The following is a 25,062-nucleotide window of genomic DNA, read 5'->3' on the forward strand; positions in this document are numbered from 1 at the left end:
ATAAAATAAAAAAGCCATCTAATAGATGGCTTTTTTATTTTAATCTACATTATCTATAGAATCTTTACTTGGTAATTTTATTGGATAAGTTTCATGTAATCCAGCCAATCTAAAAGCGCTATAAATAGATTTATTTTGTTTATTTCCTAATGCTATAATTGTAAAACTATTTCTTACATCATGTACAAATACAGTGTTATTTCCATGCCACCAACCGTTGTGGTACAACAATCTTTCACCATTTTCGTATTCTAACATTCGCATTCCTAAACCATAGTTTTTATAACCTTTAGATTCGTAACTATATCCTTTAAAAGCTTCATCTTTTATAGCTTTTGGTAAGAATTTATCAGAATACATTGCTTGATCTAATTTTAATAAATCTCGTGGAGTTGAATAAATATTTTTATCTCCATACGTTTTATCTAAATGATCCCAATCCCATTTTGTTCCTCTATAACCGTAAGATTCTGAAACAACATCTTTATGTTTATCATATTCGAAAACAAAAGTATCAGTCATTCCTACAGGATCAAAAATCATATATTTCATCGCCTGTGGAAATGGCATTTTTTGAATCTTTTCAACAATTAAAGCCAACAAAACATAATTAGTATTTGAATAGAAAAATCCTGTATTTACATTTCTTACAAGCCCTACATTATGTTTTGCAAAAACATCTAAAACTTGTTGATTGGTAATTGGATTGTTTCTATCTTCTAATTTCAAATCCCAAAGCACATTTGCATAATTTGGCAAACCACTACGGTGATTTAAAAGATGACGAATTGTAGTTTCCTCGTAAGGAAATGTGGGTAAAATTGTATTAACTTTTTGATCTAATTTTATCTTATTGGTTTCAACAAGTTTCAAAATTGCCATACTTGTCAATACTTTAGATATCGAAGCAATATGAATTGGAGTTTCCGCAGTAACCGCAATATTTTTATCTAAATTAGCTAAACCAGAATATTGTTCGAAAACAATTTTTCCATTTTTAGCAATCAATAAACCTCCACTAACTTTAGATCCTTCCCAAAATTCTTTATAAAATTTAGTTGCACTACTTTTATAATGTTCCAGTTGTTGAGCAGTTAAAACAGGATGTTTTGTTTCGTTGTTCCAATCAATAGAATCATATCTCGGTGGTGCATTAGGATCGATTGTTTTAGTACTTTCTTTGGCTGATTCTTTTCCACAACTCGTAAAAATTAATGCAAAAGAAACAGCCATAACACTTAAAATTCTCATTTAAAATATTTAACCATTTTCTAACCTAAAAAGCTAAATTAAATAATATTTTTTTGTGTCAACTACAAATCGATTTATTTTAATAAAGTTTTAATTTTTCTTAGAAAATTGCGATTTAAATTCACCCAAAATAACACTTGTTGCAACTGCTACATTAAGACTTTCAGTGCTACCATTTTTACCAAAAAATGGAATACTTATTTTATGAGTTGTTAAATTTTCAATTTCTTTAGAAATACCATTCGCCTCGTTACCCATTACTAAAATTCCTTCTTGTGGAAGTTCATTTCCGTAAATAGAATCACCTTCCATAAAGGTTCCGAAAATATTTCCTTTGTAATTTTGTAAATATTCTTTTAGATCAATGTAATGAACATTTACACGAGAAAATGAACCCATTGTAGACATAATTACTTTAGGATTATACAAATCCACCGACTCTTTCGTACACAAAACATGCTCGATCCCAAACCAGTCAGCTAATCGTACTATTGTTCCCAAATTCCCTGGATCGCGTATATCATCTAATGCAATAGCTAATCCTTCGAAATTTTTTAAATCTGTATTTTGAGGAAGCTCACATAAAGCTAATCCAACATTTGGAGTCGTTAAATAACTAATTTTCTTTAAATCTTTTTCATCGATTATAGTTTTCTTAATCGATTTTTCTTCAGGCCACAAATCCTCAGTAATAAATAATTCTTTAACTTTTATAGAACTTTTTATAACTTCTCCTATATTTTTAACACCTTCTACGACAAACAAATTATATTTTTGTCTATATTTTTTAGATCCTAAAGAAGTTATTATTTTTATAACGTTATTCGATAACATATTTTATGCGTAAAAAAATCACTGCAAATATAGCACTTATCTATGGCTTAACTTTAATTTTATCTGGTTGTAGTACGACAGAGAAAGTTCCTGAAGGTGAGTATTTATTTGTGAAAAATAATTTTGATTACGATGACAACGATCCGGACATCAAAAAGAAGAAAAAAAATATAGATGCTGATCTTAGTGAATATGTAAAGCAAAAACCTGCCGCAAAGTTTTTAGGCTTTATTCCTCTATGGCAATGGGTTTATAATTGGTCTCCAAAAGAATTGGACCAAACTTTCGAGGAATATTATCGCGTCGATGAAAACAATCGTAACCAAAAATTATTAGATAGTTTACTTACAAAAAATAATCTACCACAATATGTTGGTCAGAATTTGTGGAAAGAACGTTTTTTCTATCACAAAGGTGATGCACCAGTATTATTAGATGAAGAATTATCTGAATTTTCTGCTGAAAATTTGAATCGCCTTTTTCATGATAAAGGTTATTTCGACTCGAAAGTAGTTGTGGATTATGATAAAAATGAGAAGGCTAAAAAAGCTGAAACTAATTATCATATAGAATTAGGTGAACCATCTTATATCGAAAGTTTTAAAAATAAAATTTCTGACAGAGAGATTAAAGAATTTTTAACCGAAGATCGTGATCAATACAACGGAATAAACCTTTTCGGGAAGCGTAAAATCGTGCGCACGAACTACATGTCAGAATCTAAAATTGTTGCTGGTAAACAATATAATTTTGATGATTTTGAAAATGAACGTGACCGTATTGTCGATTTATTAAAAAATCGTGGTTATTATGATTTTAATGATTCTGGTGAAGATTTATACTTCGAAGCGGATACGCTTAAAAGTGATAAACGACTTGATGTAACTCTATTTATCGACAAATTTGTACAAGACACTTTGGTAAAAGATAGTACAAGACAATTTTTAAGATACAACTGGGGAAATATTAACGTTTACACAGATGCAAGATCAAATAATAATATTAATTACGATTCTATAAACTCTGAAGAATATGATGGGTATACCATTAATTATATTGGAAATAAAAAATACAAACCTCGTTATTATACAGACGCTTTTGTCATAAGACCTGGTCAAATTTTTAGACAACGACAAGAAATTCAAACGAAAAGAAATATTTTCAAAAGAGAGAATTTAAACTTACATAAATTTGATGTAATTCGTCGTGATTCTTTGTTGGATGTTAATGTATATTTTACTCCAAAAAAGAAGTACGATCTTAATCTATTTTTAGAAAGTTACGCTTCTCAATACATGAATTTTGCTATATCTCCCGGGGTTACGCTAACAACTCGTAATTTATTTGGAGGTGGTGAAAATTTAGAAACTACTTTAAAAGGAAATCTTGGATCTGTTGATAAAGATTTTACAGATAGCGATAAGTTTTTAAATGCATACGAAATTGCCTTAGAAACTCGTCTTAAATTACCTTATTTATTAGCACCAAAATTCATCGAAAGTTGGGTTCCTAGAAGATTCGTGTCTGAATCTTACATCCGCATGAATGCTAGTACCCAACGCAATGTAGGATTGGATCGTGTATCGTATGGTTTCGGTTTAGATATGGATTTAACAAGTGGCGAATTTCAACACAAAATCTCGTTTTTTAATACCGAATTTGTTAATAACTCAAAGAAAGATCGCTATTACACTATTTTCCAAGCTGATAACGATCGTAAAAATATTGTTCTTAATGATTATTTCCAATACAATGATACCTATCTTGATGATTACAATAATGGTTTAATTACAGATGATGAGATGACCGACATTATCCAAGATGATATTGGGTATCGAAATTCATTAACAGGTGATGAAGCCAGAAATTATGTCGCTTTCGAAGATATGTTATACCGAAAAGCAAGTATTTCACAAAATATTTTAATCAATTCATTTATATATCAGTTTACCTACAATCAAGAAAATGCTTTTCGTACGGTTCCAAATCCTTGGTATGGATCTGCGAGAATCGAATTAGCTGGTAATTTATTGAATGTATTAGACAAAACTTTCGGATTTAATAAAGGTTATGATGAATTAGGAAATGAAACCGGAATGGTGTTCGGAATTCCATATTCACAATTCATAAAATTTGATTTAGAAGTTCGAAAAAAATGGAAAGTTGGCTTAAATTCAGAAGTTGCAACTCGTGGAGCATTTGGAATTATAAAACCATACGGCAATACAGATTTTACGCCATTTGTTCGTAGTTATTCTGCCGGTGGATCAAATGATGTTCGTGGTTGGTGGCCGTTAACTTTAGGTCCAGCCGATCGTCCAGCTATGTCAGATGTAAATCGTGAAAGTTTAGCTTTTGAAAGTATGAAATTACTTTTCAATGCAGAATACCGTTACCGTATGACTGATATGTTCGAAGTTGCTTATTTCTTAGACGCTGGTAACATTTGGTCTGTAACAGATGATCGTGCTGAATATAAATTCAAATTCAGCGAATTTTATAAACAATTTGGTATCGGAACTGGTTTCGGACTTAGAATGCACATCGGTAACTTTGCAATTGTACGTTTTGACCTTGGTTATAAACTATACAACCCTGCTTATCAAGAAGGTGATAGATGGCAATTTGACAATATAAATATCCTAAAACCAAGATTACACTTCGGAATTAATTATCCATTCTAAAAAAAACATATCTTTGTTTAACTAAAATAAAACACAATGAGTAGAAAATTTCCTGCCGGAGTAGCAACCGGAGCTTTAGTCCAAGAGATTATTAATGATGCAAAAGCCAACCAATATGCATTACCAGCTTGTAATGTTACTGGATCTTCTACAGTAAATGCAGCAATGGAAGCCGCAGTAGAAGCTAATGCACCTGTAATCATTCAATATTCAAACGGAGGAGCTATTTACAATGCAGGTAAAGGTTTGAAAGCTGAAGGACAAATTGCAGCTATTAAAGGAGCAATTGCAGGAGCTAAACACATCCACGAGTTAGCTGAAGCTTACGGCGCAACTGTAATTTTACATACAGATCACTGTGCTAAGAAATTATTACCATGGATTGATGGTATTATGGATGCTAACGAAGATTTCTATAACAAAACAGGAAAAACATTATACTCTTCTCACATGTTAGATTTATCTGAAGAGCCTTTAGAGGAAAATGTTGAAACTTGTAAAAGATACTTAGAGAGAATGTCTAAAATCGGAATGACTTTAGAAATGGAATTAGGTATCACTGGTGGTGAAGAAGATGGTGTTGATAACTCTAACGTAGACAACTCATTATTATACACACAACCTGAAGAAGTTGCTTATGTTTACGAAAATTTAAAGTCAGTTTCTGATAATTTCTGGATTGCTGCTGCTTTTGGTAATGTACACGGAGTTTACAAACCAGGAAATGTAGTCTTAACTCCAAAAATATTAGACAATTCACAAAAATATATTCAAGAAAAATTCGGAGTTGAAAAAGACGTTAATTTCGTGTTCCACGGAGGTTCTGGATCAACTTTAGAAGAAATTAGAGAAGCGATCAGTTATGGTGTTATAAAAATGAACATTGATACTGACTTACAATATGCATATATGGAAGGAGTACGTAAATACTTCGACGCCAATGTAGCATATTTACAAGGTCAGATTGGTAACCCAGAAGGTGCTGAAGTTCCTAATAAAAAATATTACGACCCACGAGTTTGGTTACGAGCTGGTGAAGTTTCATTCAAAGAAAGAATGATTCAAGCCTTCCACGATCTAAATAATGTAAACACTTTAGGATAATTCATTGGTGCAGCAATGACTGATTCTATTCCACATAAAAATAAAGAAAGTATGCCTTGGTTTATAAGACGTAAAAAGAATATCACGACTCCAACAGAGTCTAAAAAAGATGTTCAAAAAGGATTATGGTATAAAACTCCATCTGGAAAAATTATTGAAACAGATGAGTTAAAAGCAAATTGTTATGTAAGTCCAGAAGACGATCACCACGTGCAAATCGGTTCTGAAGAATATTTCGAAATCTTATTTGACGACGGAAAATACACAGAATTAGATGCGAACGTACAAAGTAAAGACCCATTAAATTGGACAGATACTCAACCATATGTAGATAGATTAAAATCAATCAAAAAGAAAACTGGTTTAACTGATTCTATCCGTAATGCGGTAGGAAAAGTGAACGGTAGAGATATTGTTATCTCTTGTATGGATTTTAAATTTATCGGTGGTTCTTTAGGATCAGTAATGGGTGAAAAAATCGCTCGTGCTATTGATTACAGTATCAAACATAAATTACCATTCGTTATTATTACACAATCAGGTGGAGCTCGAATGATGGAAGCTGCAATTTCTTTAATGCAATTAGCGAAAGTTGAAGCTAAATTAGTTCAATTATCTGAGCATCAAATCCCTTACATTACGATATTAACAAACCCATCATTTGGTGGTATTACAGCTTCATTTGGATCAATTGGAGATGTAATTATGGCTGAGCCAGGTGCGTTAATTGGGTTCGCTGGACCTCGTGTAATTAAGGAAACAATCGGTCGCGACTTACCAGAAGGTTTCCAAACTTCTGAATTCTTATTAGAAAAAGGTTTTGTAGACATGATTGTTCATCGTACAAAGATGAAAAACAAATTGAAAGATGTCGTTGATATGTTAATGCCTATCAACTAAATTTATTAGAGTGCAAATATTTTTAATCTTTTTTAATTTTAATTTGGAATTATAAAAATTGATTTTATATATTTGCACTCCATTTGCGAGAATAGCTCAGTTGGTAGAGCGCAACCTTGCCAAGGTTGAGGTCGCGGGTTCGAGCCCCGTTTCCCGCTCTTTGAAATAACAGAAAATATAAATTAATTTTGCCTTGGTGGTGGAATTGGTAGACACGCAGGACTTAAAATCCTGTGCTCATTAGAGCGTGCGGGTTCAAGTCCCGCCTGAGGTACTTTTTAAATTAATTTATTTTTCAACACTGCGGGAATAGCTCAATTGGTAGAGCGTCAGCCTTCCAAGCTGAATGTTGCGGGTTCGAGTCCCGTTTCCCGCTCTAACTTTTTATAAGTTGGATGCCTTGGTGGTGGAATTGGTAGACACGCAGGACTTAAAATCCTGTGTCCATTAGGACGTGCGGGTTCAAGTCCCGCCTGAGGTACAAGGCTAAAAGCTCAAGAATTTATTTTCTTGAGCTTTTTTTTGTTTTATACGAATTTGACTTCTTAATCGTTTATATATTGTCAATCTTAATAGTATGTATAAATATCCTTTTTTACTTTTCTTAATCATTTTTATCAATTGTAGTTATAATAATCCAAATAGCTATTTTGAATTTAATAAAATCGAATATTATAGATTAGATAAGAATTACATTGATTTGAATAAAGATTCGAAAGTAATTAATCCATTGGATACAACTAATATTGCAGTGTTTCAATTTAATGTTATTAATACTTCTATACCTTTAGATTTAAATAATAATCAACTTCAAAATAAATTAAAGGAAATTGGATTTAGTAAGTTAGAAATTCCAGAAAAATATTATAAGGATATTGATAAAATTTTTAGTTATAAAGAATATAAGGAATCATTTCAAGCAATGTGTTTGCCTTCATATAGAGATATTTTAATTTTTAAAAAGGAAAATGAAATTATAGGAATAGCAAAAATTTGTTTTCAATGTGGTCAACATGCTATTAGTGGAGCATCTGGAGAAACAGATTGGTTTGGAGGTGATGGCGATTACGAAAAATTAGAAAAAATTTTATATCAAGAATAAAAAAAACCGACACTTACGTGTCGGTTTTTTTTTATGGTATATAGTTATAAAATTTTTATTTATTCATCGAAATTAAAAACTCATCGTTGTTACGAGTCATTTTAATACGTTGATGTAAGAAATCCATTGCCTCGACAGGATTCATGTCAGCTAACATATTACGTAAAACCCACATGCGTTGTTGAGTAGCATCGTCTAATAATAAATCATCTTTACGAGTAGAAGAACTTACTAAATCAATCGCAGGGAAAATACGTTTATTCGAAATTTTACGATCTAATTGTAATTCCATGTTACCCGTTCCTTTAAATTCTTCGAAGATTACTTCGTCCATTTTAGATCCTGTATCAATTAATGCCGTTGCAATAATTGTTAATGATCCTCCATTTTCGATATTACGAGCCGCTCCAAAGAAACGTTTTGGTTTATGTAAAGCATTCGCATCAACTCCACCCGATAAAACTTTTCCTGAAGCTGGAGAAACAGTATTGTATGCACGAGCTAAACGTGTTATAGAATCTAATAAAATTACAACATCATGTCCACATTCAACCATTCGTTTTGCTTTCTCTAAAACGATATTCGCAATTTTTACATGGCGAGATGCTTCTTCATCAAAAGTTGAAGCAATAACTTCACCATTAACCGAACGTTTCATGTCCGTAACCTCTTCCGGACGCTCATCAATTAATAGAACAATTAAATAAACTTCTGGATGATTTTGTGCAATTCCGTTCGCAATATCTTTTAATAAAGTTGTTTTACCCGTTTTAGGTGGAGCAACAATCATCCCACGTTGACCTTTACCAATTGGTGTAAATAAATCAATAACACGATTTGATAAAGCAGTAGAATTACTTAAATTAAATTTTTCGTTAGGGAATAATGGAGTTAAATGTTCGAAAGAAATACGATCACGTACAAAATCTGGTGTACGACCATTAATTTCTATAATTTTAATCAGTGGGAAATATTTTTCTCCTTCTTTCGGAGGTCTTACTTCTCCTGTAATTGTATCACCTGTTTTTAAACCAAATAATCTAATCTGTGATTGTGATACATAAACATCATCAGGAGATGATAAATAATTAAAATCAGAAGAACGTAAGAAACCGTAGTTATTTTCAGGTAAAATCTCTAAAACACCTTCTGTTTTAATAATACCATCAAACTCATAGTTTGCAGCACGATATTTATTTTTTTGATTTTGGTTTTGGTGTTGATTATTGGGTTGATCAGAAGAATTATTACGTTGTTGATTTTGGTTGTTAACCTTTCTCTGATTATTTTGATTACGTTGTTGATTGTTATTTTTTTGATTTTGTGGACGACCTTTTTTCTCTTGGTCATTTAATTCAGCATCTTCAACGTTATTTTCAGTAGTTTTTGTTTCATTTGAATCAGGTTTTGATTCGTTAGAAATTTTTTCAGAAGTTTCGATTTCTACTGAAGTTTTTGTTTTTTCAACTTCGTCAGAATTAACACGTTTTCTCTTAATTTTCTTTTCAGGAACTGGATTTTTCGCATTGTCTTCTATAATCGATTCACTTTCTTCTGATTCTACTTTTTGCGCTTTTTCCTTTTTTTCTTTTGCGATAGGTTTAGCATCTACTGTAGCAGAATTTTTATCCAGAAATTCTAAAATAGCATTTTGTAAATCTCCTTTTTTTAATTTTTTATAATCAGGAATGTTGAATTTTTTTGCTAATTCTTGAAGCTCTGGTAATTTTTTTAATTTAATATCGTTATCTGACATATTCCTATATAAGTAAGGGATGAATGTATATTTTGAAAAATTTACAAATCTTAACAACTTAGAACAGATGTAATTGGATTGTAAATGATGTGGTTATAAAGTATTTGTAATGCAATAGTACGAAATTCTTGGAATAAGTAAAAAAAATATATACATTTGTATACGAATTTTAAGATATGATTCAGAGAAAACAAAGTATTTACTTATTTCTAGCCGGATTAATTTCAATGCTATTTGCTATTAATTTTGATAAATTAATAGATATATCGTTAGATTTTTTATCAGATCCTTCAAAAGGTGATACAATTTTTAGTTTAGCATTTTTCTTTTCTGCGGCAGTATCTTTTTTCTCAATTTTAATGTTTAAGAATAGAAAACTTCAAATGACATTAGGTTGGGTAAATGTAATTTTGAATATTTTATTAATTGGTTCTTTCATATTTAGTCTACTAAACTTACCTGGAGAAGAAAATTCTGAGAAAGGTATTTGGGCTATCGTTCCTTTAATCACGATTGTTTTACTGTCAATAGCTAATCGTTTGATAAAAAAGGATGATAATCTTGTGAAATCTGTAGATAGATTTAGATAAGACCAACAACTTTTATATGAGCGCAATTTAAAGCAGTTTTAGTTTTCTAAAACTGCTTTTTTTATTCTCGCAATTTTGACAACTACATAAATTCCTTGTATTTCAAATATTAAATGATATTTTTTTAGCTATACCCCTAAAAAAAACAGGGGTGTATTAAAAATTATTATATTTTTGCTCAGTCAAACAAAATAATTACACAAAACAATGTCATCTTTAAGATTCAAAGCCCTTGAAAAATCAGTAAGCAAACAAGCTGAAAAGATAGTAATCAACGATAGATTATCTACATTATTCGGACAAAATGTATTTTCTCACGATACTATGAGAGAATATTTACCAAAACCAGCTTTTAAAGCAATTATGGCTGCAAAAGATAAAGGAACTAAAATTCCTCGCGAATTTGCTGATCAAGTTGCGTCTGCTATGAAAGATTGGGCAATCTCTAAAGGAGTAACTCATTATACACACTGGTTCCAACCATTAACTGGTACAACTGCTGAAAAGCATGATTCGTTCTTTCGTCCAACTGAAGATGGTCGTGCAATAGATACTTTTGAAGGTACAGCTTTAGTACAACAAGAACCAGATGCATCTTCTTTCCCAAATGGTGGTATCCGTAATACTTTCGAAGCTCGTGGATATACAGCTTGGGATCCAACTTCTACAGCATTTATTATCGGTACAACTTTATTTATTCCTTCAGTTTTTATTTCTTATACAGGAGAAACTTTAGATTATAAAGTACCATTATTAAGAGCTTTACAAGCAGTTGATGAAGCAGCTACAGAAGTAGCAAAATATTTTGACAAAAACGTAACAAAAGTACAGTCAACTTTAGGTTGGGAACAAGAATACTTCTTAGTTGACTTAAATTTATATAACTCGCGCCCAGACTTACAAATGACAGGTCGTACTTTAGTAGGACATTCTCCAGCTAAAGGTCAACAGTTAGACGACCACTATTTTGGTGCAATTCCAATGCGTGTGATGGCTTTCATGCAAGAAATGGAAGTGGAATCGATGAAATTAGGTATTCCTGTAACGACACGTCACAACGAGGTTGCTCCAAACCAATTTGAATGTGCTCCAATGTTCGAAGAAGCAAATCAAGCAGTTGATCACAATTCATTATTAATGGATTTAATGGGTCGTATTGCGAAGAAACACGACTTTAAAGTATTATTACACGAAAAACCATTCGCAGGAGTAAACGGATCTGGTAAACACAACAACTGGTCTTTATCTACAGATACAGGTGAAAACTTATTATCGCCAGGTAAAAACCCGAAGAAAAACTTACAGTTCTTAACGTTCTTCGTGAATACCATTAAAGCAGTTTCTGAATATGGAGATATGTTACGTTCTGCAATTGCAGAAGCAGGTAACGATCACCGTTTAGGAGCAAATGAGGCACCACCAGCAATTATTTCTATTTTCATTGGATCTCAGTTAACAAATGTTTTAGATGAATTAGAAAAAGTAACGGAAGGTAAATTATCTCCTGAAGAAAAAACAGAATTAAAATTAAATGTTGTTGGTAAAATTCCAGAAATTTTATTAGATAACACAGACCGTAACAGAACTTCTCCATTCGCCTTTACAGGAAATAAATTTGAGATTCGTGCGGTTGGATCTTCTGCAAACTGTGCGGAGCCAATGACTGTTATTAATACAATTGTTGCTCAACAATTAAAAGAATTTAAAGTGGAAGTTGATGCGTTAATCGATGGTGGTTTATCAAAAGACGAAGCAATTTTCAACGTATTACGTGAGTACATCAAATCTTCTCGTAATATCTTATTTGAAGGAGATGGTTACTCTGACAATTGGGTTGAAGAAGCGGAGAAACGTGGATTAAACAATTACAAAACAACACCAGAAGCTTTAAAATTAGAATTAGATCCAAAATATGTTGATGTTTACGAAAAAACAGGTGTTTTATCTGCTCGTGAAGTTGAGGCTCGTAACGAAATTAAACTAGAAAAATATTCGACTAAAATTTCGATTGAGGCAAATGTATTAGTTGATTTAGTTTCTTCTCAAGTAATTCCAGCAGCGGTTAATTACCAAAATGTTTTAGTGAAAAACGTGAAAGGATTAAAAGATATTTTTGGAGATGAGTTCAAAGAATTAGCGAAAGATCAAATGGATTTAATTCGTGTAATTTCTACACATATTAATTCAATCAAATCATTCAACGATCAATTAGCTGCAGAAATAAAAGCAGCAAAAGAAATCGCTAATCATCAAGCACAAGCTGAATATTACGGATCTAAAGTTAAACCATTATTCGATGAAATTCGTTACCACTCGGATGAGTTAGAAGAATTAATCGATAACAATTTATGGCCATTAACTAAATACCGTGAAATGTTATTCACAAGATAATAGTTAATTAATATATAATTAAAGAACCTAAGCGTATGCTTAGGTTTTTTTTTGTTCTTTTAATTTTGATGGTATTAAATATAAATTAGTTTCAATTCAACAATTATTTCCCCTTAAAACACTTTTAAAAAATTAAATCAATTTAACTTCCTTAATTCGTAAAATATGCGAAATACAATGTAAAAGGCTACTTAAAATATCAGTTTTATCAATAAAGGTTAATAACATTTCATCATCATAAAATATACAAATTACAGTAAATAAATTTTTGATAAACGATTTAAACTAAATTTTAATAAATCATCAATAATCAAGATATTTTTTAGCTATTTATTAAGTAAACACATTATTTTTTAAATTAAAATCTCATTATATAGTGTATATTATTTCTCTTTATTTATATTTGTCTTAACTTTAATAAGAATTATTTACTTTAAACTAATATATTTATGAAGAAAATTTTATTCTCTTTATTAGCAGTTGCTGCTTTTTCAGCAAATGCTCAAACAGTTGTTTACTCAGAAGATTTTAACAATGCATCAGAAGATAATCCACCAGCAGGTTGGGCTTTTGAAGACATGGATGGTGATGGTTTTAATTTTGGTGATATGTACTATGTACCAAATAGTTTAGGAGAGCCAAGCACACCAGTTTCATTAATTTCAAGATCATGGCAAGTTGCTCCATTAACACCTAATAATACAGCTACATCTCCGTTAATTGATTTAACTAATGCTAGTGGAACAATTACATTAGAGTGGAAAGTTACTGCTGCTGCTGCTTCTTGGGATATGGAAAATTACTCAGTATATGTACATACTGTAGAAGATGTTTACGAAGCAATTTTCGAAGAGCCTGTTTTCTCAGAAACTTATAATGATCCAGCAAATGCAGGAACTCAATACACAAGAACAGTAGACATTTCATCTTTTGCAGGACAAAATATCTTTGTTACTTTCAGACACCACGATGTGACAGATATGGATTACTTATCTTTAGATGATGTAACTGTAAAAGCAGAAACTTTAGGGTTAGCAAATATGAATGCGTCTAAAGTATCTGTTTATCCAAACCCAGTAAAAGACGAGTTCAAATTAAACTTAAGTGCAGCTTACAACTCAGCTAAAACTCAAGTTACTGTAACTGATTTAACAGGTAAAAAAGTAAAAACTTTCGCAGCAGGAGAAACTTATAACGTTTCTGATTTAGCAAAAGGTGTTTACATTTTAACTGTAACAGATGGAGCTAATCAGTTTACTCAAAAATTAATTAAGAAATAATAAAATACATTTCTAAATATAAAACCGATGATTTATCATCGGTTTTTTTTATTCAAATTTTCTGAATCACTTGATATATTGTATCTTTGCAAACCAATAATTGATTATGGCAGATTTAGGTCTATTAGATAAATTAAGAGCAATTAAACAACGTTTCGATGAGGTTGCGGATTTAATCATCCAACCTGACATCGTTACTGATCAGGCTCGTTACGCAAAATTAAACAAGGAATATTCAGATTTAAGAGACTTCGTTGAAATTCAAAAAACGTACGAAGGTTTTATTAATGCAATCGAAGAAGCAGACGAAATCATCGCAGATGGTTCTGATGCTGAAATGGTTGAATTAGCTAAAATTGAAAAAGACGAAGCGATCAATGCAATTCCAGCTTTAGAGGAAGAAATTAAAATGATGTTAATCCCTAAAGATCCAGAAGATGACAAAAACGTTATCGTGGAGTTACGTTCTGGTACAGGTGGTGATGAGGCAGCTATCTTCGTAGAAGATGTTTACCGTATGTATTCTATGTACTTTAAAGACAAAGGATGGAAGCACGAAGTTTTAAATACTTCTGAAGCATCTGGTAAAGGTTTCAAAGAACTTATTATGGAAGTTTCCGGTGATGCTGTTTACGGAACTTTAAAATACGAATCTGGAGTTCACCGTGTACAACGTGTTCCTGAAACAGAATCTCAAGGTCGTGTACATACATCGGCAATTACTGTTGCGGTTTTACCAGAAGCAGAAGAGGTTGATGTTACTATTAATCCAGCAGATTTAGAGTATCAAACATCTCGTTCATCTGGAGCAGGAGGACAAAACGTAAATAAAGTAGAAACTAAAGTACAGTTAACGCACAAACCATCTGGAATCGTTATTGTATGTCAGGAAGCTCGTTCACAGCTTAAAAACCGTGAAAAAGCATTACAATTATTACGTACAAAATTATACGAAATTGAGTTTGAAAAGAAACACTCTGAGCGTTCAGCACAACGTAAATCATTAGTATCAACTGGTGACCGTTCGGCTAAAATTCGTACGTACAACTATCCGCAAGGGCGTATTACAGATCACCGTATCAATAAATCAATTTATAACTTAGATAACTTTATGAATGGAGATATCCAAGAAATGATTGATGCATTGAAAATGGCTGAAAATGCAGAAAAATTAAAAGGAGCTGAAGAAGATTACTAAATCTTATTGCTTTTTAAATATATAAAACCTTCCAATTTTTGGAAGGTTTTTTTATTTTAAATAATTAATATTCAGATTGTAAAATGTTTTTTAAATAAATTAAAGAATGAAAGAGGCATTTTTACATCATATTTGGCAAATGAAATGTATTGAGATGAAAGATTTATGTACATTTCATGGAAATCCGATTGAGATTATTAATTTCGGTAAAATAAATCATGACGCTGGACCAGATTTTTATAATGCTGAAATTGTAATTGGAAAACAACTTTGGGTTGGTTGTGTAGAAATGCATATCAATTCTTCAGATTGGGATTTTCATCACCATTCGAATGATAAAAATTATCAAAATGTAATTTTACACGTTGTTTGGAATCATGACAAGGAAATTGAAAAATTGCGTCAATCAAATGTTGAAACTTTGGTTTTACAAGATTTCGTTTCCAAAGAAATTATCTATAATTACCAACAAATTTTATCTAATCAGTCCTACTCTATTCCATGCAAAGGCTTATTAAAAAAAATAGATTGGAATAAAATATCATTTTGGTTTGATCGTCTTTTAATTGATCGACTTGAAGAAAAATCCATTACTATTTTAAATTTATTCAAGCAATCAAATAATAATTGGGAAGAAGTATCTTTTAAATTATTTGCTTCAAATTTTGGCTTAAGAGTAAATAAGGAAACTTTTGAAATTTGGGCTAATTCTTTCCCTTTTGCTGTTTTGCAAAAAAATCAAAATAAACCTTTAAGTCTTGAAGCATTATTTTTTGGTCAAGCCGGATTTTTAGAAGATGAACTCGATGATTATACGAAAGATTTAAAAAAGGAATATTTATTTTTGCAACGTAAATACGATTTGAGTCCGTTAAATAAATTTATTTTTAAATTTTCGAGCATGCGCCCTTATGGTTTTCCTACCATTCGTTTGGCTCAATTATCTGCAATTTATACATCAGAAAAAAGTTTATTTTCTAAAATAATCTCTTTTACCAATTTAAAAGAAATAGAACAATTCTTTCAAAACTTTGACCTTAATAGTTATTGGAAATCACATTATGTTTTCGGCAAAGAAAGTAAAGAATCATCTAAAAAACTTTCAATTGATAAAATTCATAATCTAATTATTAATACAATTATACCACTAAAATTTGCCTATGATTTAACAATTGATAAATTAGATTCAGATTATTTTTTAGATATTTTAAATGATTTAAAGGTTGAAAATAATAATATTATTGATGCTTATATCGCTTCAGGTTTTAAAATAAATTCTGCAAAAGATTCGCAAAGCATCATCCATCTGAAAAAAAGATATTGTGATGAAAAAAAATGCTTAAATTGTGCCATCGGAACTGAAGTTTTGAAACCATGAAAGATCAAATAAGAAATTTTACTGAAAAAAGTTGGTTTAACGTTATCTCTCGTATCGCTGATAAATTGGGGATTCGTGTAACTAAACTGAGATTTATCTACATTTATTTAGCTTTTGCTACTTTCGGTTTAGCCTTTATTGGTTATTTTATGATGTTATTTTTCTTTTGGTTAAAAGACTGCTTCGTAATCAAAAGAAAATCTGTTTTTGATTTATAAATAATTATTTACCGATTTCATCGCTTAACTTTAGATATTTTAGCTTCATCAAATTATAGCTTGTGGTTTGGTTGGTACCTTAAATCTATTAGCCTATGAAAAGTTTAAGTAAAGATCGCTGGCATTTTACCTTCGGCCAAAGAATCGGAATTTTTATCTTATTACTTACTTTGTTATGTTTTGAATTATTTTTAGCTTTTCAAAACAAACCCAAAGATCTATCCTTGCATCAGATAGACACAGAATATTATAAAAAACTAGAAATTGAATTAGAACAATTAATCGAAGTTCAAAAATCAAAACCTTTTAAAAAATCTTCATTTACTTCAAATCATTTTAAAAAAGATTCTTTAAAACCTTTCAATCCAAATGATTTACCAAAACAAGGTTGGGAACAATTAGGTTTTACACCAAAACAGGCTGAAGTAATCATGAAATACAAACAAATTCTTGGAGGAAAATTTGAATCTAAAGAGCAAATTAAAAAATGTTATGTAATTTCTGATGAAGCTTACGAAGTTTTAGCTCCTTATATTTTATTGCCTGATAAAGCCAAATCTGATTATAAATTAGAAAAATCACAAACCTCTAAAAAGATTAATTATAGAAATTTTAATCCAAATGATTATTCAATTGAAGATTGGGTAGCAATTGGTTTTAGTCCAAAACAAGCAGAAACAATACTGAAATACAAAAACATTGTTGGAGGTGAATTTAAATCGAAAGAACAGCTAAAAAAATGTTATGTAATTTCTGATGAAAAGTACAATGAAATGAAAAATTTCATTAATCTTCCAGAGAAAGTTGAAGTTAATTATACTAAAAATACAATAGACAATTCTGAACCCAAAAATATTCCAACAACAACAAAATCCGAAGTAAAAAAAGTTGAGATTACTGAAAAATTTAATCCTAACGATTTGGATTTAGAAGGTTGGATGAAATTAGGATTTTCCGAAAAACAAGCTCAAACTATATTAAATTTTAAACGCTCATTAGGCGGGAAATTTAAAGATGCAAAAACACTGAGCAGAAGTTATGTAATTACGGAAGAAAAGTTTAAAGAAATGGAACCATATTTAGTGTTTGATTAAATGAAAAAATCCACTTCAATTAAGAAGTGGATTTTTTTTTATAACAAGAATTTTAATCTTAATAGTTGAATAAATCTTCAAGAGTTAATTCCTTAACTTCTCCTAATTTATTTACAGCTTCCCAATCTAAACTTTCTTTTTTCCCGATTAATCCCACATTAAATTTTTGTCCTTTAATATGTTTTTGGAAAAATTGATCTAATTTATCGATAGTCAACGTTGATGTTTGGTTGTAAATATCTTTGTTAATATCGTAATTTAAACCACGGTCTTGTAAAGATAACCAGTAGAAGAATACATTAGATTTTGTATATCTTTTTGTAGCGATTTGCTTTAAAGCAGCCTGTTTAGAATTCTCAAATTGGCTTTCAGCTTTTGGCATATCATTCATCAAATCTAACATTGCATCAACAGCTTGTGGCAATTTATTTGCTTGCGTTCCGATGTTTGCTCTTACATAGTTGTAATCACCTTTTTTAGTTCCATTAGAGTAAGAAGAACGTGCAGAATATGCTAATGATTTAGACTCACGAATTTCTTGGAATACAATTGATGATAAACCACCTCCGAAATATTCATTGAACATTCCTGATGGTGTTAATAAATTAGAATCGAACTGTTGATCTCTAGCTACAAAATTAATTTCAGCTTGTACCATATCATAAGGAGCAAAGTAAACTTTACCTAATGTTGGGTTTTGAGCAAATTCTTTTTTCGCTGGAATTTTAGATGAAGTTCCGAAGTTGTGATATTTTTCAATTAACTTTTTAGCTTCTGCCTCATTATTTCCGTAGTAAAAAACTTGATGCTCATAATTAAAGAAATCTTTAATTAATTGCGTTAATTCTTTTGGATCAATTGCTTTTAATTCCTGTTCAGACAAAATATTTCTGAAACGATTTTCTGGTCCATATTGTGCATAGCTATTTAAAGCAGCAACAATTGCATTTTTATTTTTCTTCGCGTTTACACGAGATTTTAAAATCGTATTTACATATTCGTCATAAGATTCTTTATTTGCCACAGCATCAGAAATCAAATGTTCAAATAAACGTAAACCTTCTCCTAAATTCTTTTGTAAAGCAGTTACAGAAACGTAAGTACGATCTGTACCTGAATTTACATTATACTCAACTCCATATTTGTAAAATTCTTTCTTTAAATTTTCTGGTGAATATTTAGAAGTTCCTAAATAATCTAAATAATTAATCGCTAAAGAAAGTTTTTTATCATGATCAGATCCAACTTCAGAAATGTAGTACACTGTACTAATATCATTAGTTTTATTTTGGATTGAAGTAAATTTTGCTTTTTTTACTTTTCCTTCTTTCAATTCTTTCTTGAAATCAACAAAAACAGGTTTGATATCATCAGAATTTATTTTCATAAACTCTTTGTACCAGTTAGATTGTGCATCACGATTTAATTGAATTGGCGTAATTCCTGGATTTGAAACGCGAACTAAATCTTTATTTTCTCCTTGTCGCTTGTAAACAATTACATAGTTGTCCTTGTAATGTTTATTCGCAAAATCCATCAATTCTTTTTTCGTAATTTTGGATAAATCTTCGTGTTCAGAAACTACTTTTTCCCAAGGTGTATCGTTAATGAAAGATTTGTATAAACTACTAGCTAACGAGCGTGTATTTTCCCATGATCTCATACGAGATTTTTTCATGTCATTTACAACCGCATCAATCATCCAATCATCAAAATCTCCTTTCTTAATTTTTTCAATTTGACCTAATAATAAATCACGAACTTCTTCTAAAGATTGACCTTGTTTTGGTGCTCCAGAAAAAGAATGCATTCCGTAATCACGGAAAAAAGATGCTCCAGAACCTGCGCCTAAAGCTTTTTGTTGTTGATTGATATTTAAGTCAATTAAACCTGCAGTAGAATTGCTTAAAATATAATCGATTAAAGTTACATATTTCGCATCTTTAGAATTAACTCCGTCAAAACGATAAGCAAATTGTACTCTTTCAGATGATGGACTTGTTACATCCGATGAAATAATTTTTTTGATTGGATCTTCTTTTGCTACATATTGTGCTGGAGCTGGTTTTTTAGCCATTCCACCAAAATATTTATCAATTAAAGGAACAGCTGTATCATAATCAAAATCACCAATTAATAACACAGCCATATTACTTGCAACATAGTATTTATCGAAGTAATTATGAATTGCAACCATTGACGGATTCTTTAAATGTTCAGAAGTTCCGATTGTTGTTTGTGTTCCGTAGTGTGATTTTGGGAATAAAGTTTCCATTAATTTATAGAAAACCAAACGACCATCATTATCCTGAGAACGATTAAATTCCTCATAAACAGCTTCTAATTCAGTGTGGAATAAACGTAAAGTTAATTCGTTGAATCTTTCAGCTTCGATCATTAAGAATTTTTCTAATTCGTTGCTCGGAATGTTATTATGGTAAATTGTTTCCTCTAAAGATGTATGTGCATTAGTTCCTGATGCACCTAAAGACGAAATTAATTTATCGTATTCATTTGCAACAGCATATTTAGATGCTTCTTGTGAAACCTCATCAATTTTTTTATAGATCGCAATCTTTTTTTCTGGATCTTTTTCTGCTTTATGTTGTTCGTATAAATTAGAAATTTGTTGAAGTAATGGTTTTTCCTTTTCCCAATTCTGAGTTCCAATTTTAGACGTTCCTTTAAATACCATATGCTCTAAGTAGTGAGCTAAACCAGTATTATCTTCCGGATCGTTATTAGAACCTGTTTTTACAGCAATATGAGTTTGAATTCTTGGCTCGTCTTTTATTTGAGCTAAATAAATTTTTAAACCATTATCTAATGTATAGATACGAGTTTTAGTTGGATCATTTTCAACAATTTCGTAACTATAACCTTTATTATCAGTTTTTTTCACGGTATTAAATTGTGCATGAGCTAATACTGAGGAAAATAAAATTCCACAGACTAGAAGTGATTTTTTCATGTAGTTAATTTTAATCAACTTAAAAATAAGCATTATTAACTAAATGAAATTAATAAATTAATGTTAAAGAATGATTTTATAACCTAATCTTACAGCTAAGATTCCTAAAATTACACTTAGTGAAATATATAGCGCAGGAACTAAGAAATTTTCCTGTTGAAATAGTTTGAGATTTTCATTTGCAAATGTGGAGAAAGTTGTAAATCCGCCACAAAAACCAATGATTAATAAAGAATTTAAATCAGAATTTCCGAGATTATTTTTCTCGGAAATTCCGTATAATATTCCAATAAGTAAACAACCTATAATATTTATTGAAAATGTTGCAATAGGAAAAGATATTGTAATAATCTGATTAATCCCAATTGTAATCAGATAACGTAATACACTTCCTAATGCTCCACCAAAACCAACAAATAAAATAGTTTTGATCATTATTTTATTTCTTTAAAAAATTCTTTACAGCGACAGCAACTTTAGCGCCATCCATTGCAGCAGAAATGATTCCGCCGGCATATCCAGCACCTTCAGCACAAGGAAATAAACCAGAAACTTGCACATGCTCTAAAGTTTCATCGTTTCGAGGAATACGCACAGGTGACGAAGTACGAGATTCTGTTGCTACAACGTTAGCTTCTTCTGTGTAGTAACCATTCATTTTTTTTCCGAAAGTTTGAAATCCTAATCGCAAAGAATCGTGAACTTCTTTTGGTAAAACTTCACTTAATAATCCTGAAGTAAGACCTGGTAAATATGAACTATCGTTTAAGGAATTTGATAATTTACCTGAAACAAAATCCGTCATACGTTGCGCCGGTGCTTTTAATAATCCACCTCCAACTTGCCAAGCTTTTTGTTCTACCATTTGTTGAAACTTCATTCCAGCTAATGGTCCTTCGAAACCATATTTTGCAAAATCTTTTTCATCAACAGTTACTACCATTCCTGAGTTTGCAAAATATCCATCGCGCTTAGATGGTGACCATCCATTTACAACTAATTCACCTTCATCTGTAGAAGCTGGTGCAATAATTCCACCTGGACACATACAAAATGAAAAAACTCCACGTCCTGCTTCTTGCGAAACTAATGAATATGATGCTGGCGGTAAATATTGATTTCTTTCAGTTCCAATTGGACAATGGTATTGAGAAGAATCAATAAGATTTTGTTTATGCTCTATACGAACTCCTAAAGCAAATGGTTTAGCTTCTATCAACACTTTTTTTGCTGCTAACATTCTAAAAATATCACGAGCTGAATGTCCAGTTGCTAATATTAAAGATGAAGTTTTGATACGTGTATCATTATTTAATTCAATTCCTTTGATCTGATTATTCTCGATAATGATATCAGTTAATTTAGTATCGAATAAAACTTCTCCTCCACATTCAATAATCGCTTCACGCATATTAGCTATAATCCCAGGTAACTTATTTGTACCGATATGTGGATGTGCTTCTTGTAAAATACGTTCGGTTGCTCCAAAGTGAACAAACCATTGTAGAGATTTTAAAATATTACCACGTTTAGTTGAACGTGTATATAATTTTCCGTCCGAATACGTTCCAGCTCCTCCTTCACCATAACAATAGTTAGACTCTGGATTAACTTTACCTTCTTTATTCATCGCAGCTAAATCTCGTCGACGATCACGAACATTTTTACCACGCTCGATGATAATAGGTTTTAAACCAAGTTCTATCAACTCCAATGCTGCAAATAAACCAGCAGGGCCGGCACCGGCTATGTAAACCTCTTGCGCGTTAGCTACATTTTGTAAATTTGGATGAAATTCGAAAGCATCAAAAAAATCTTCCCCAATAAAAACATTTGCTTGTAATTGCGTTACAATATTTCTACTTCTTGCATCTAATGAGCGACGGGTAATTTGATATGCATTGATATTTTCCGGTCTTGTTTTCGCTGCTGCGGCTAAACGTTGTTTCAAAATAGTTTCGTTTGCTGCTTCTGCAGGAGAAATTCGGATAGTTACGTTTTGAGGCATATTTATTGTCTAAAAAATAAGAATACAAAATTAATCTAAACGAATCAAAAGATATAATTTTGTTTTAATAAATAATTTTAAAACCAATATAACTATGAAAAATACATTAATTTTTTCAGCGCTTCTTACATTAATCAGTTCTTGTTCAGTTCAAAAAGGAGAACACACTAAAATATACAATTTAGATGAAGTTAAGTCTGATCTAACTGTAAATATGAAGGTTGATGAAAGGATACAAATTACAGCTAAAGCAAATCCGTCAACTGGATATTCTTGGAATATTACAACTCCAGAAAATTGTAATGTAAACTTGACGGAAGTTGAAAACAAAAACTTGAGTGAAGAAGTAATGCTAGGTGCACCAATTCGAAATATTTATAATTATACAGGTGTGTCGAAAGGTGAGTGTGTTGTTGAGTTTGATTATTCAAGACCTTGGGAAGGAAAAAGTAATCAACCAAAACGTATAAAATTTATTGTAAAATAAAATTTTGTTTAGTTAAGTTTGAGTAATTTTAGTTTATGAAATTTATCTTTAGAACTTTTATACTTGCAACAAGTTTTGCATTTGTTTCTTGTGGAGAAAAGGAGAATTTAGAATCTGAATCAACTTCATCTGAAGAAGTTGTTTTGGAATCGGAAAATCCACAATCTTTTGTAAAAGATTCTTTTACATATTATAATGAGCATAACAAAAAAGTTGATGTAGCCACTGATCAGTATTTTGGATTTGTCTTCAAAACAGATGAACAGAATTTATTATGGGAATTAGATCCTAAAATTGATAATAATTTAGTTTATGTTTCAGAAATCTACGAACCTGAATTAGATCAACCCGAAAAATAATCTGACGGCAAACAATATTTTACTTTTCAAGCTAGTAAGAAAGGAAACACGAAATTGAAATTTATCTCAAAAATTTCTAACGAAACAAAAACGATTCATATTCATATTAAATAAAAAAAATCCACTCAAATTTGAGTGTATTTTTTTATTATATCATTGTAATTATTTACCTAATTTCTTTAAAAGCTGTTTTGGAACTCCATTTTTATGAACCAATAAATTTAATGTTTTGTATTGTACATAAGCTTTCGTTACATACATGTATCCTTCATAATCATTTGTTGTTCCCCAAGAATTTTTTATAATGTAGTATTCTTTTCCGTTTTGATCTTTAGCTAAACCAACAATGTGCATTCCGTGGTCATCAGTAGTTTCGTAATTATCAAATGCCATTTGACGCATTTCTTCCGTAATAACAGCTTCTGGTTTTGGACCATTAAACATTTCAGCTTTTTCTTGAGCAGACATGTCCTCAAAACGTTTTGTTGGTACATACGCTACTCCATTTTTCCAAGAAAAAGATTTTTCTGAAACATCTTGTGCCCAAGCTACAGTAAATCCATTTTTCAAAGCATAATCAATCGTATTTGTAATATCATTCATTGGAATATTATAATACTGCCCAAACGCCCAGTTGTCTGGAATCATTAAAATAAATGGCTTGTATAATTCATATTCTTTAAAAGATGATAACGGAATATAATCATCAGGATTTATACCCACTACTTCATCAGCAAATGTTCGAGGTGTATATTTTTTACCGTTATAAGTAAACTCTTTAGGATATTCACCTAAATAAGCATCCATAATACCAGAATAAGCTGTTTTCCAATTAGGAGTTAATTTCCCATTTGGGTTAGAAACTATTCCTTTTAAGAAACCTTCCATTGCAGCCGACATTTCTCCAAATTGGTTTTTAGTCGTACCGTAATTCAATCCAGAATAAACCTCCTGCGGAACCATTCCGTATTTTTTGTACACATCCATCACATCATGAAATAAACCTCCTTCTCCTAAAGCAATATTTCCATGCATTTTTACATATTGGTTCGCACGATCTGCATAAGCATTACGCGCTACAAATATTTGAGATAATTGTACAGGTTGTTTTCCCATTCTTAACATTTCAGACTCTAAGAATGAATTTCCTGAATATGACCAACAAGTTCCTGATGAACCTTGATTTTGAACAGGTGTTTTTGCTAAGTTGATTAACTCTGTAAATTGGAATGCTTGTTTTGCATTTTCACTTGCATTTTTGCTTAAAGAATTAACTAAGTTATCTTGTGCAAATGTTATTTGTGTTGCTCCTAAAAATAAAGCTGAAGCTAAGATAGGATAGAATATTTTACGCATTTTAATTTGAATTGTTGTTTGCTATAGGTAGCTAATATCTTTAAAATGTTATAAAAAAGCTCTATTTTTTTAGATAAAGTTTTAATATTTATGTTTTTTTA

The 25,062-nt window shown here is 30.9% G+C and carries 20 protein-coding genes and 4 tRNA genes; 17 read left to right on the forward strand and 7 right to left on the reverse strand.

From position 1 onward, the window contains the following. Positions 1-39: 39 nt before the first annotated feature. Positions 40-1,251, reverse strand: a complete 1,212-nt coding sequence (locus J9309_RS02240) for a serine hydrolase domain-containing protein (protein WP_230476824.1) — start codon at positions 1,249-1,251, stop codon at positions 40-42. Positions 1,252-1,341: 90 nt separating this feature from the next. Further along, a complete protein-coding gene (locus tag J9309_RS02245; protein ID WP_230476825.1) occupies positions 1,342-2,085 on the reverse strand; it encodes a TrmH family RNA methyltransferase in 744 nt (247 codons plus the stop codon). A 5-nt stretch (positions 2,086-2,090) separates the two neighbouring features. Here J9309_RS02245 and tamL point away from each other — a divergent pair, with 5 nt between their 5' ends. From tamL to J9309_RS02285, 8 genes are all read left to right on the forward strand, one after another. Further along, a complete protein-coding gene (gene tamL, locus J9309_RS02250; protein ID WP_230476826.1) occupies positions 2,091-4,769 on the forward strand; it encodes a translocation and assembly module lipoprotein TamL in 2,679 nt (892 codons plus the stop codon). A 36-nt stretch (positions 4,770-4,805) separates the two neighbouring features. Further along, the gene (gene fbaA / locus J9309_RS02255) at positions 4,806-5,873 is read left to right on the forward strand and encodes a class II fructose-bisphosphate aldolase (protein WP_230476827.1); all 1,068 of its coding nucleotides are present in this window, start codon (positions 4,806-4,808) and stop codon (positions 5,871-5,873) included. 51 nt (positions 5,874-5,924) lie between these two features. After that, on the forward strand, positions 5,925-6,773 hold the full coding sequence (gene accD, locus J9309_RS02260; RefSeq protein WP_230477838.1) for an acetyl-CoA carboxylase, carboxyltransferase subunit beta: 849 nt from the start codon (positions 5,925-5,927) through the stop codon (positions 6,771-6,773). Positions 6,774-6,858: 85 nt separating this feature from the next. Further along, a tRNA-Gly gene (locus J9309_RS02265) sits at positions 6,859-6,931 on the forward strand. A gap of 32 nt (positions 6,932-6,963) precedes the next feature. Beyond that, positions 6,964-7,047 (forward strand) — tRNA-Leu (locus J9309_RS02270). A gap of 29 nt (positions 7,048-7,076) precedes the next feature. Beyond that, positions 7,077-7,149, forward strand: a tRNA-Gly gene (locus J9309_RS02275). 21 nt (positions 7,150-7,170) lie between these two features. After that, a tRNA-Leu gene (locus tag J9309_RS02280) sits at positions 7,171-7,254 on the forward strand. A 96-nt stretch (positions 7,255-7,350) separates the two neighbouring features. Then, the gene (locus J9309_RS02285) at positions 7,351-7,875 is read left to right on the forward strand and encodes a hypothetical protein (RefSeq protein WP_230476828.1); all 525 of its coding nucleotides are present in this window, start codon (positions 7,351-7,353) and stop codon (positions 7,873-7,875) included. 55 nt (positions 7,876-7,930) lie between these two features. On the opposite strand, the gene rho is transcribed toward J9309_RS02285, so the two are convergent. Further along, complete coding sequence (gene rho, locus J9309_RS02290) at positions 7,931-9,631, reverse strand: transcription termination factor Rho (RefSeq protein ID WP_230476829.1); 1,701 nt, start codon at positions 9,629-9,631, stop codon at positions 7,931-7,933. 176 nt (positions 9,632-9,807) lie between these two features. On the opposite strand from rho, the gene J9309_RS02295 reads away from it, so the two are divergent. From J9309_RS02295 to J9309_RS02325, 7 genes are all read left to right on the forward strand, one after another. Continuing rightward, positions 9,808-10,221, forward strand: a complete 414-nt coding sequence (locus tag J9309_RS02295; RefSeq protein ID WP_230476830.1) for a DUF4293 family protein — start codon at positions 9,808-9,810, stop codon at positions 10,219-10,221. A 207-nt stretch (positions 10,222-10,428) separates the two neighbouring features. Beyond that, positions 10,429-12,612, forward strand: coding sequence for a glutamine synthetase III family protein (locus tag J9309_RS02300; protein ID WP_230476831.1), 2,184 nt, complete (start codon positions 10,429-10,431; stop codon positions 12,610-12,612). A 449-nt stretch (positions 12,613-13,061) separates the two neighbouring features. Next, on the forward strand, positions 13,062-13,892 hold the full coding sequence (locus J9309_RS02305) for a T9SS-dependent choice-of-anchor J family protein (protein WP_230476832.1): 831 nt from the start codon (positions 13,062-13,064) through the stop codon (positions 13,890-13,892). 106 nt (positions 13,893-13,998) lie between these two features. After that, positions 13,999-15,090 (forward strand): peptide chain release factor 1, encoded by a 1,092-nt coding sequence (gene prfA / locus J9309_RS02310; RefSeq protein ID WP_230476833.1) that lies wholly within the window; start codon positions 13,999-14,001, stop codon positions 15,088-15,090. Positions 15,091-15,196: 106 nt separating this feature from the next. After that, positions 15,197-16,468 (forward strand): DUF2851 family protein, encoded by a 1,272-nt coding sequence (locus J9309_RS02315; RefSeq protein WP_230476834.1) that lies wholly within the window; start codon positions 15,197-15,199, stop codon positions 16,466-16,468. After that, entirely contained in the window at positions 16,465-16,686 is a 222-nt protein-coding gene (locus J9309_RS02320) for a PspC family transcriptional regulator (RefSeq protein ID WP_230476835.1), read from the forward strand. Before J9309_RS02315 ends, J9309_RS02320 begins: the two co-directional genes overlap by 4 nt. Before the next feature lie 95 nt (positions 16,687-16,781). Next, positions 16,782-17,780: a helix-hairpin-helix domain-containing protein gene (locus J9309_RS02325; RefSeq protein WP_230476836.1), complete on the forward strand. Its 999-nt coding sequence runs from the start codon at positions 16,782-16,784 to the stop codon at positions 17,778-17,780. A 58-nt stretch (positions 17,781-17,838) separates the two neighbouring features. On the opposite strand, the gene J9309_RS02330 is transcribed toward J9309_RS02325, so the two are convergent. The 3 genes from J9309_RS02330 to J9309_RS02340 all read right to left on the reverse strand — a co-directional run bounded on the left by J9309_RS02330 (position 17,839) and on the right by J9309_RS02340 (position 22,759). Beyond that, positions 17,839-20,751 (reverse strand): M16 family metallopeptidase, encoded by a 2,913-nt coding sequence (locus tag J9309_RS02330; protein ID WP_230476837.1) that lies wholly within the window; start codon positions 20,749-20,751, stop codon positions 17,839-17,841. Between the two features lie 63 nt (positions 20,752-20,814). Then, positions 20,815-21,186: a fluoride efflux transporter CrcB gene (gene crcB / locus J9309_RS02335; RefSeq protein ID WP_230476838.1), complete on the reverse strand. Its 372-nt coding sequence runs from the start codon at positions 21,184-21,186 to the stop codon at positions 20,815-20,817. A 4-nt stretch (positions 21,187-21,190) separates the two neighbouring features. Beyond that, entirely contained in the window at positions 21,191-22,759 is a 1,569-nt protein-coding gene (locus tag J9309_RS02340; protein ID WP_230476839.1) for an NAD(P)/FAD-dependent oxidoreductase, read from the reverse strand. A 94-nt stretch (positions 22,760-22,853) separates the two neighbouring features. Between J9309_RS02340 and J9309_RS02345 the strand changes: the two genes are divergently transcribed. Continuing rightward, complete coding sequence (locus tag J9309_RS02345; protein ID WP_230476840.1) at positions 22,854-23,246, forward strand: protease inhibitor I42 family protein; 393 nt, start codon at positions 22,854-22,856, stop codon at positions 23,244-23,246. A gap of 35 nt (positions 23,247-23,281) precedes the next feature. Then, positions 23,282-23,605 (forward strand): hypothetical protein, encoded by a 324-nt coding sequence (locus J9309_RS02350; RefSeq protein ID WP_230476841.1) that lies wholly within the window; start codon positions 23,282-23,284, stop codon positions 23,603-23,605. A 162-nt stretch (positions 23,606-23,767) separates the two neighbouring features. On the opposite strand, the gene J9309_RS02355 is transcribed toward J9309_RS02350, so the two are convergent. Further along, positions 23,768-24,961, reverse strand: a complete 1,194-nt coding sequence (locus tag J9309_RS02355; RefSeq protein ID WP_230476842.1) for a C1 family peptidase — start codon at positions 24,959-24,961, stop codon at positions 23,768-23,770. Positions 24,962-25,062 lie beyond the last annotated feature (101 nt).

Origin of the sequence: Faecalibacter bovis (genome assembly GCF_017948305.1) — a bacterium.
Taxonomy (GTDB): Bacteria; Bacteroidota; Bacteroidia; order Flavobacteriales; family Weeksellaceae; genus Empedobacter; species Empedobacter bovis.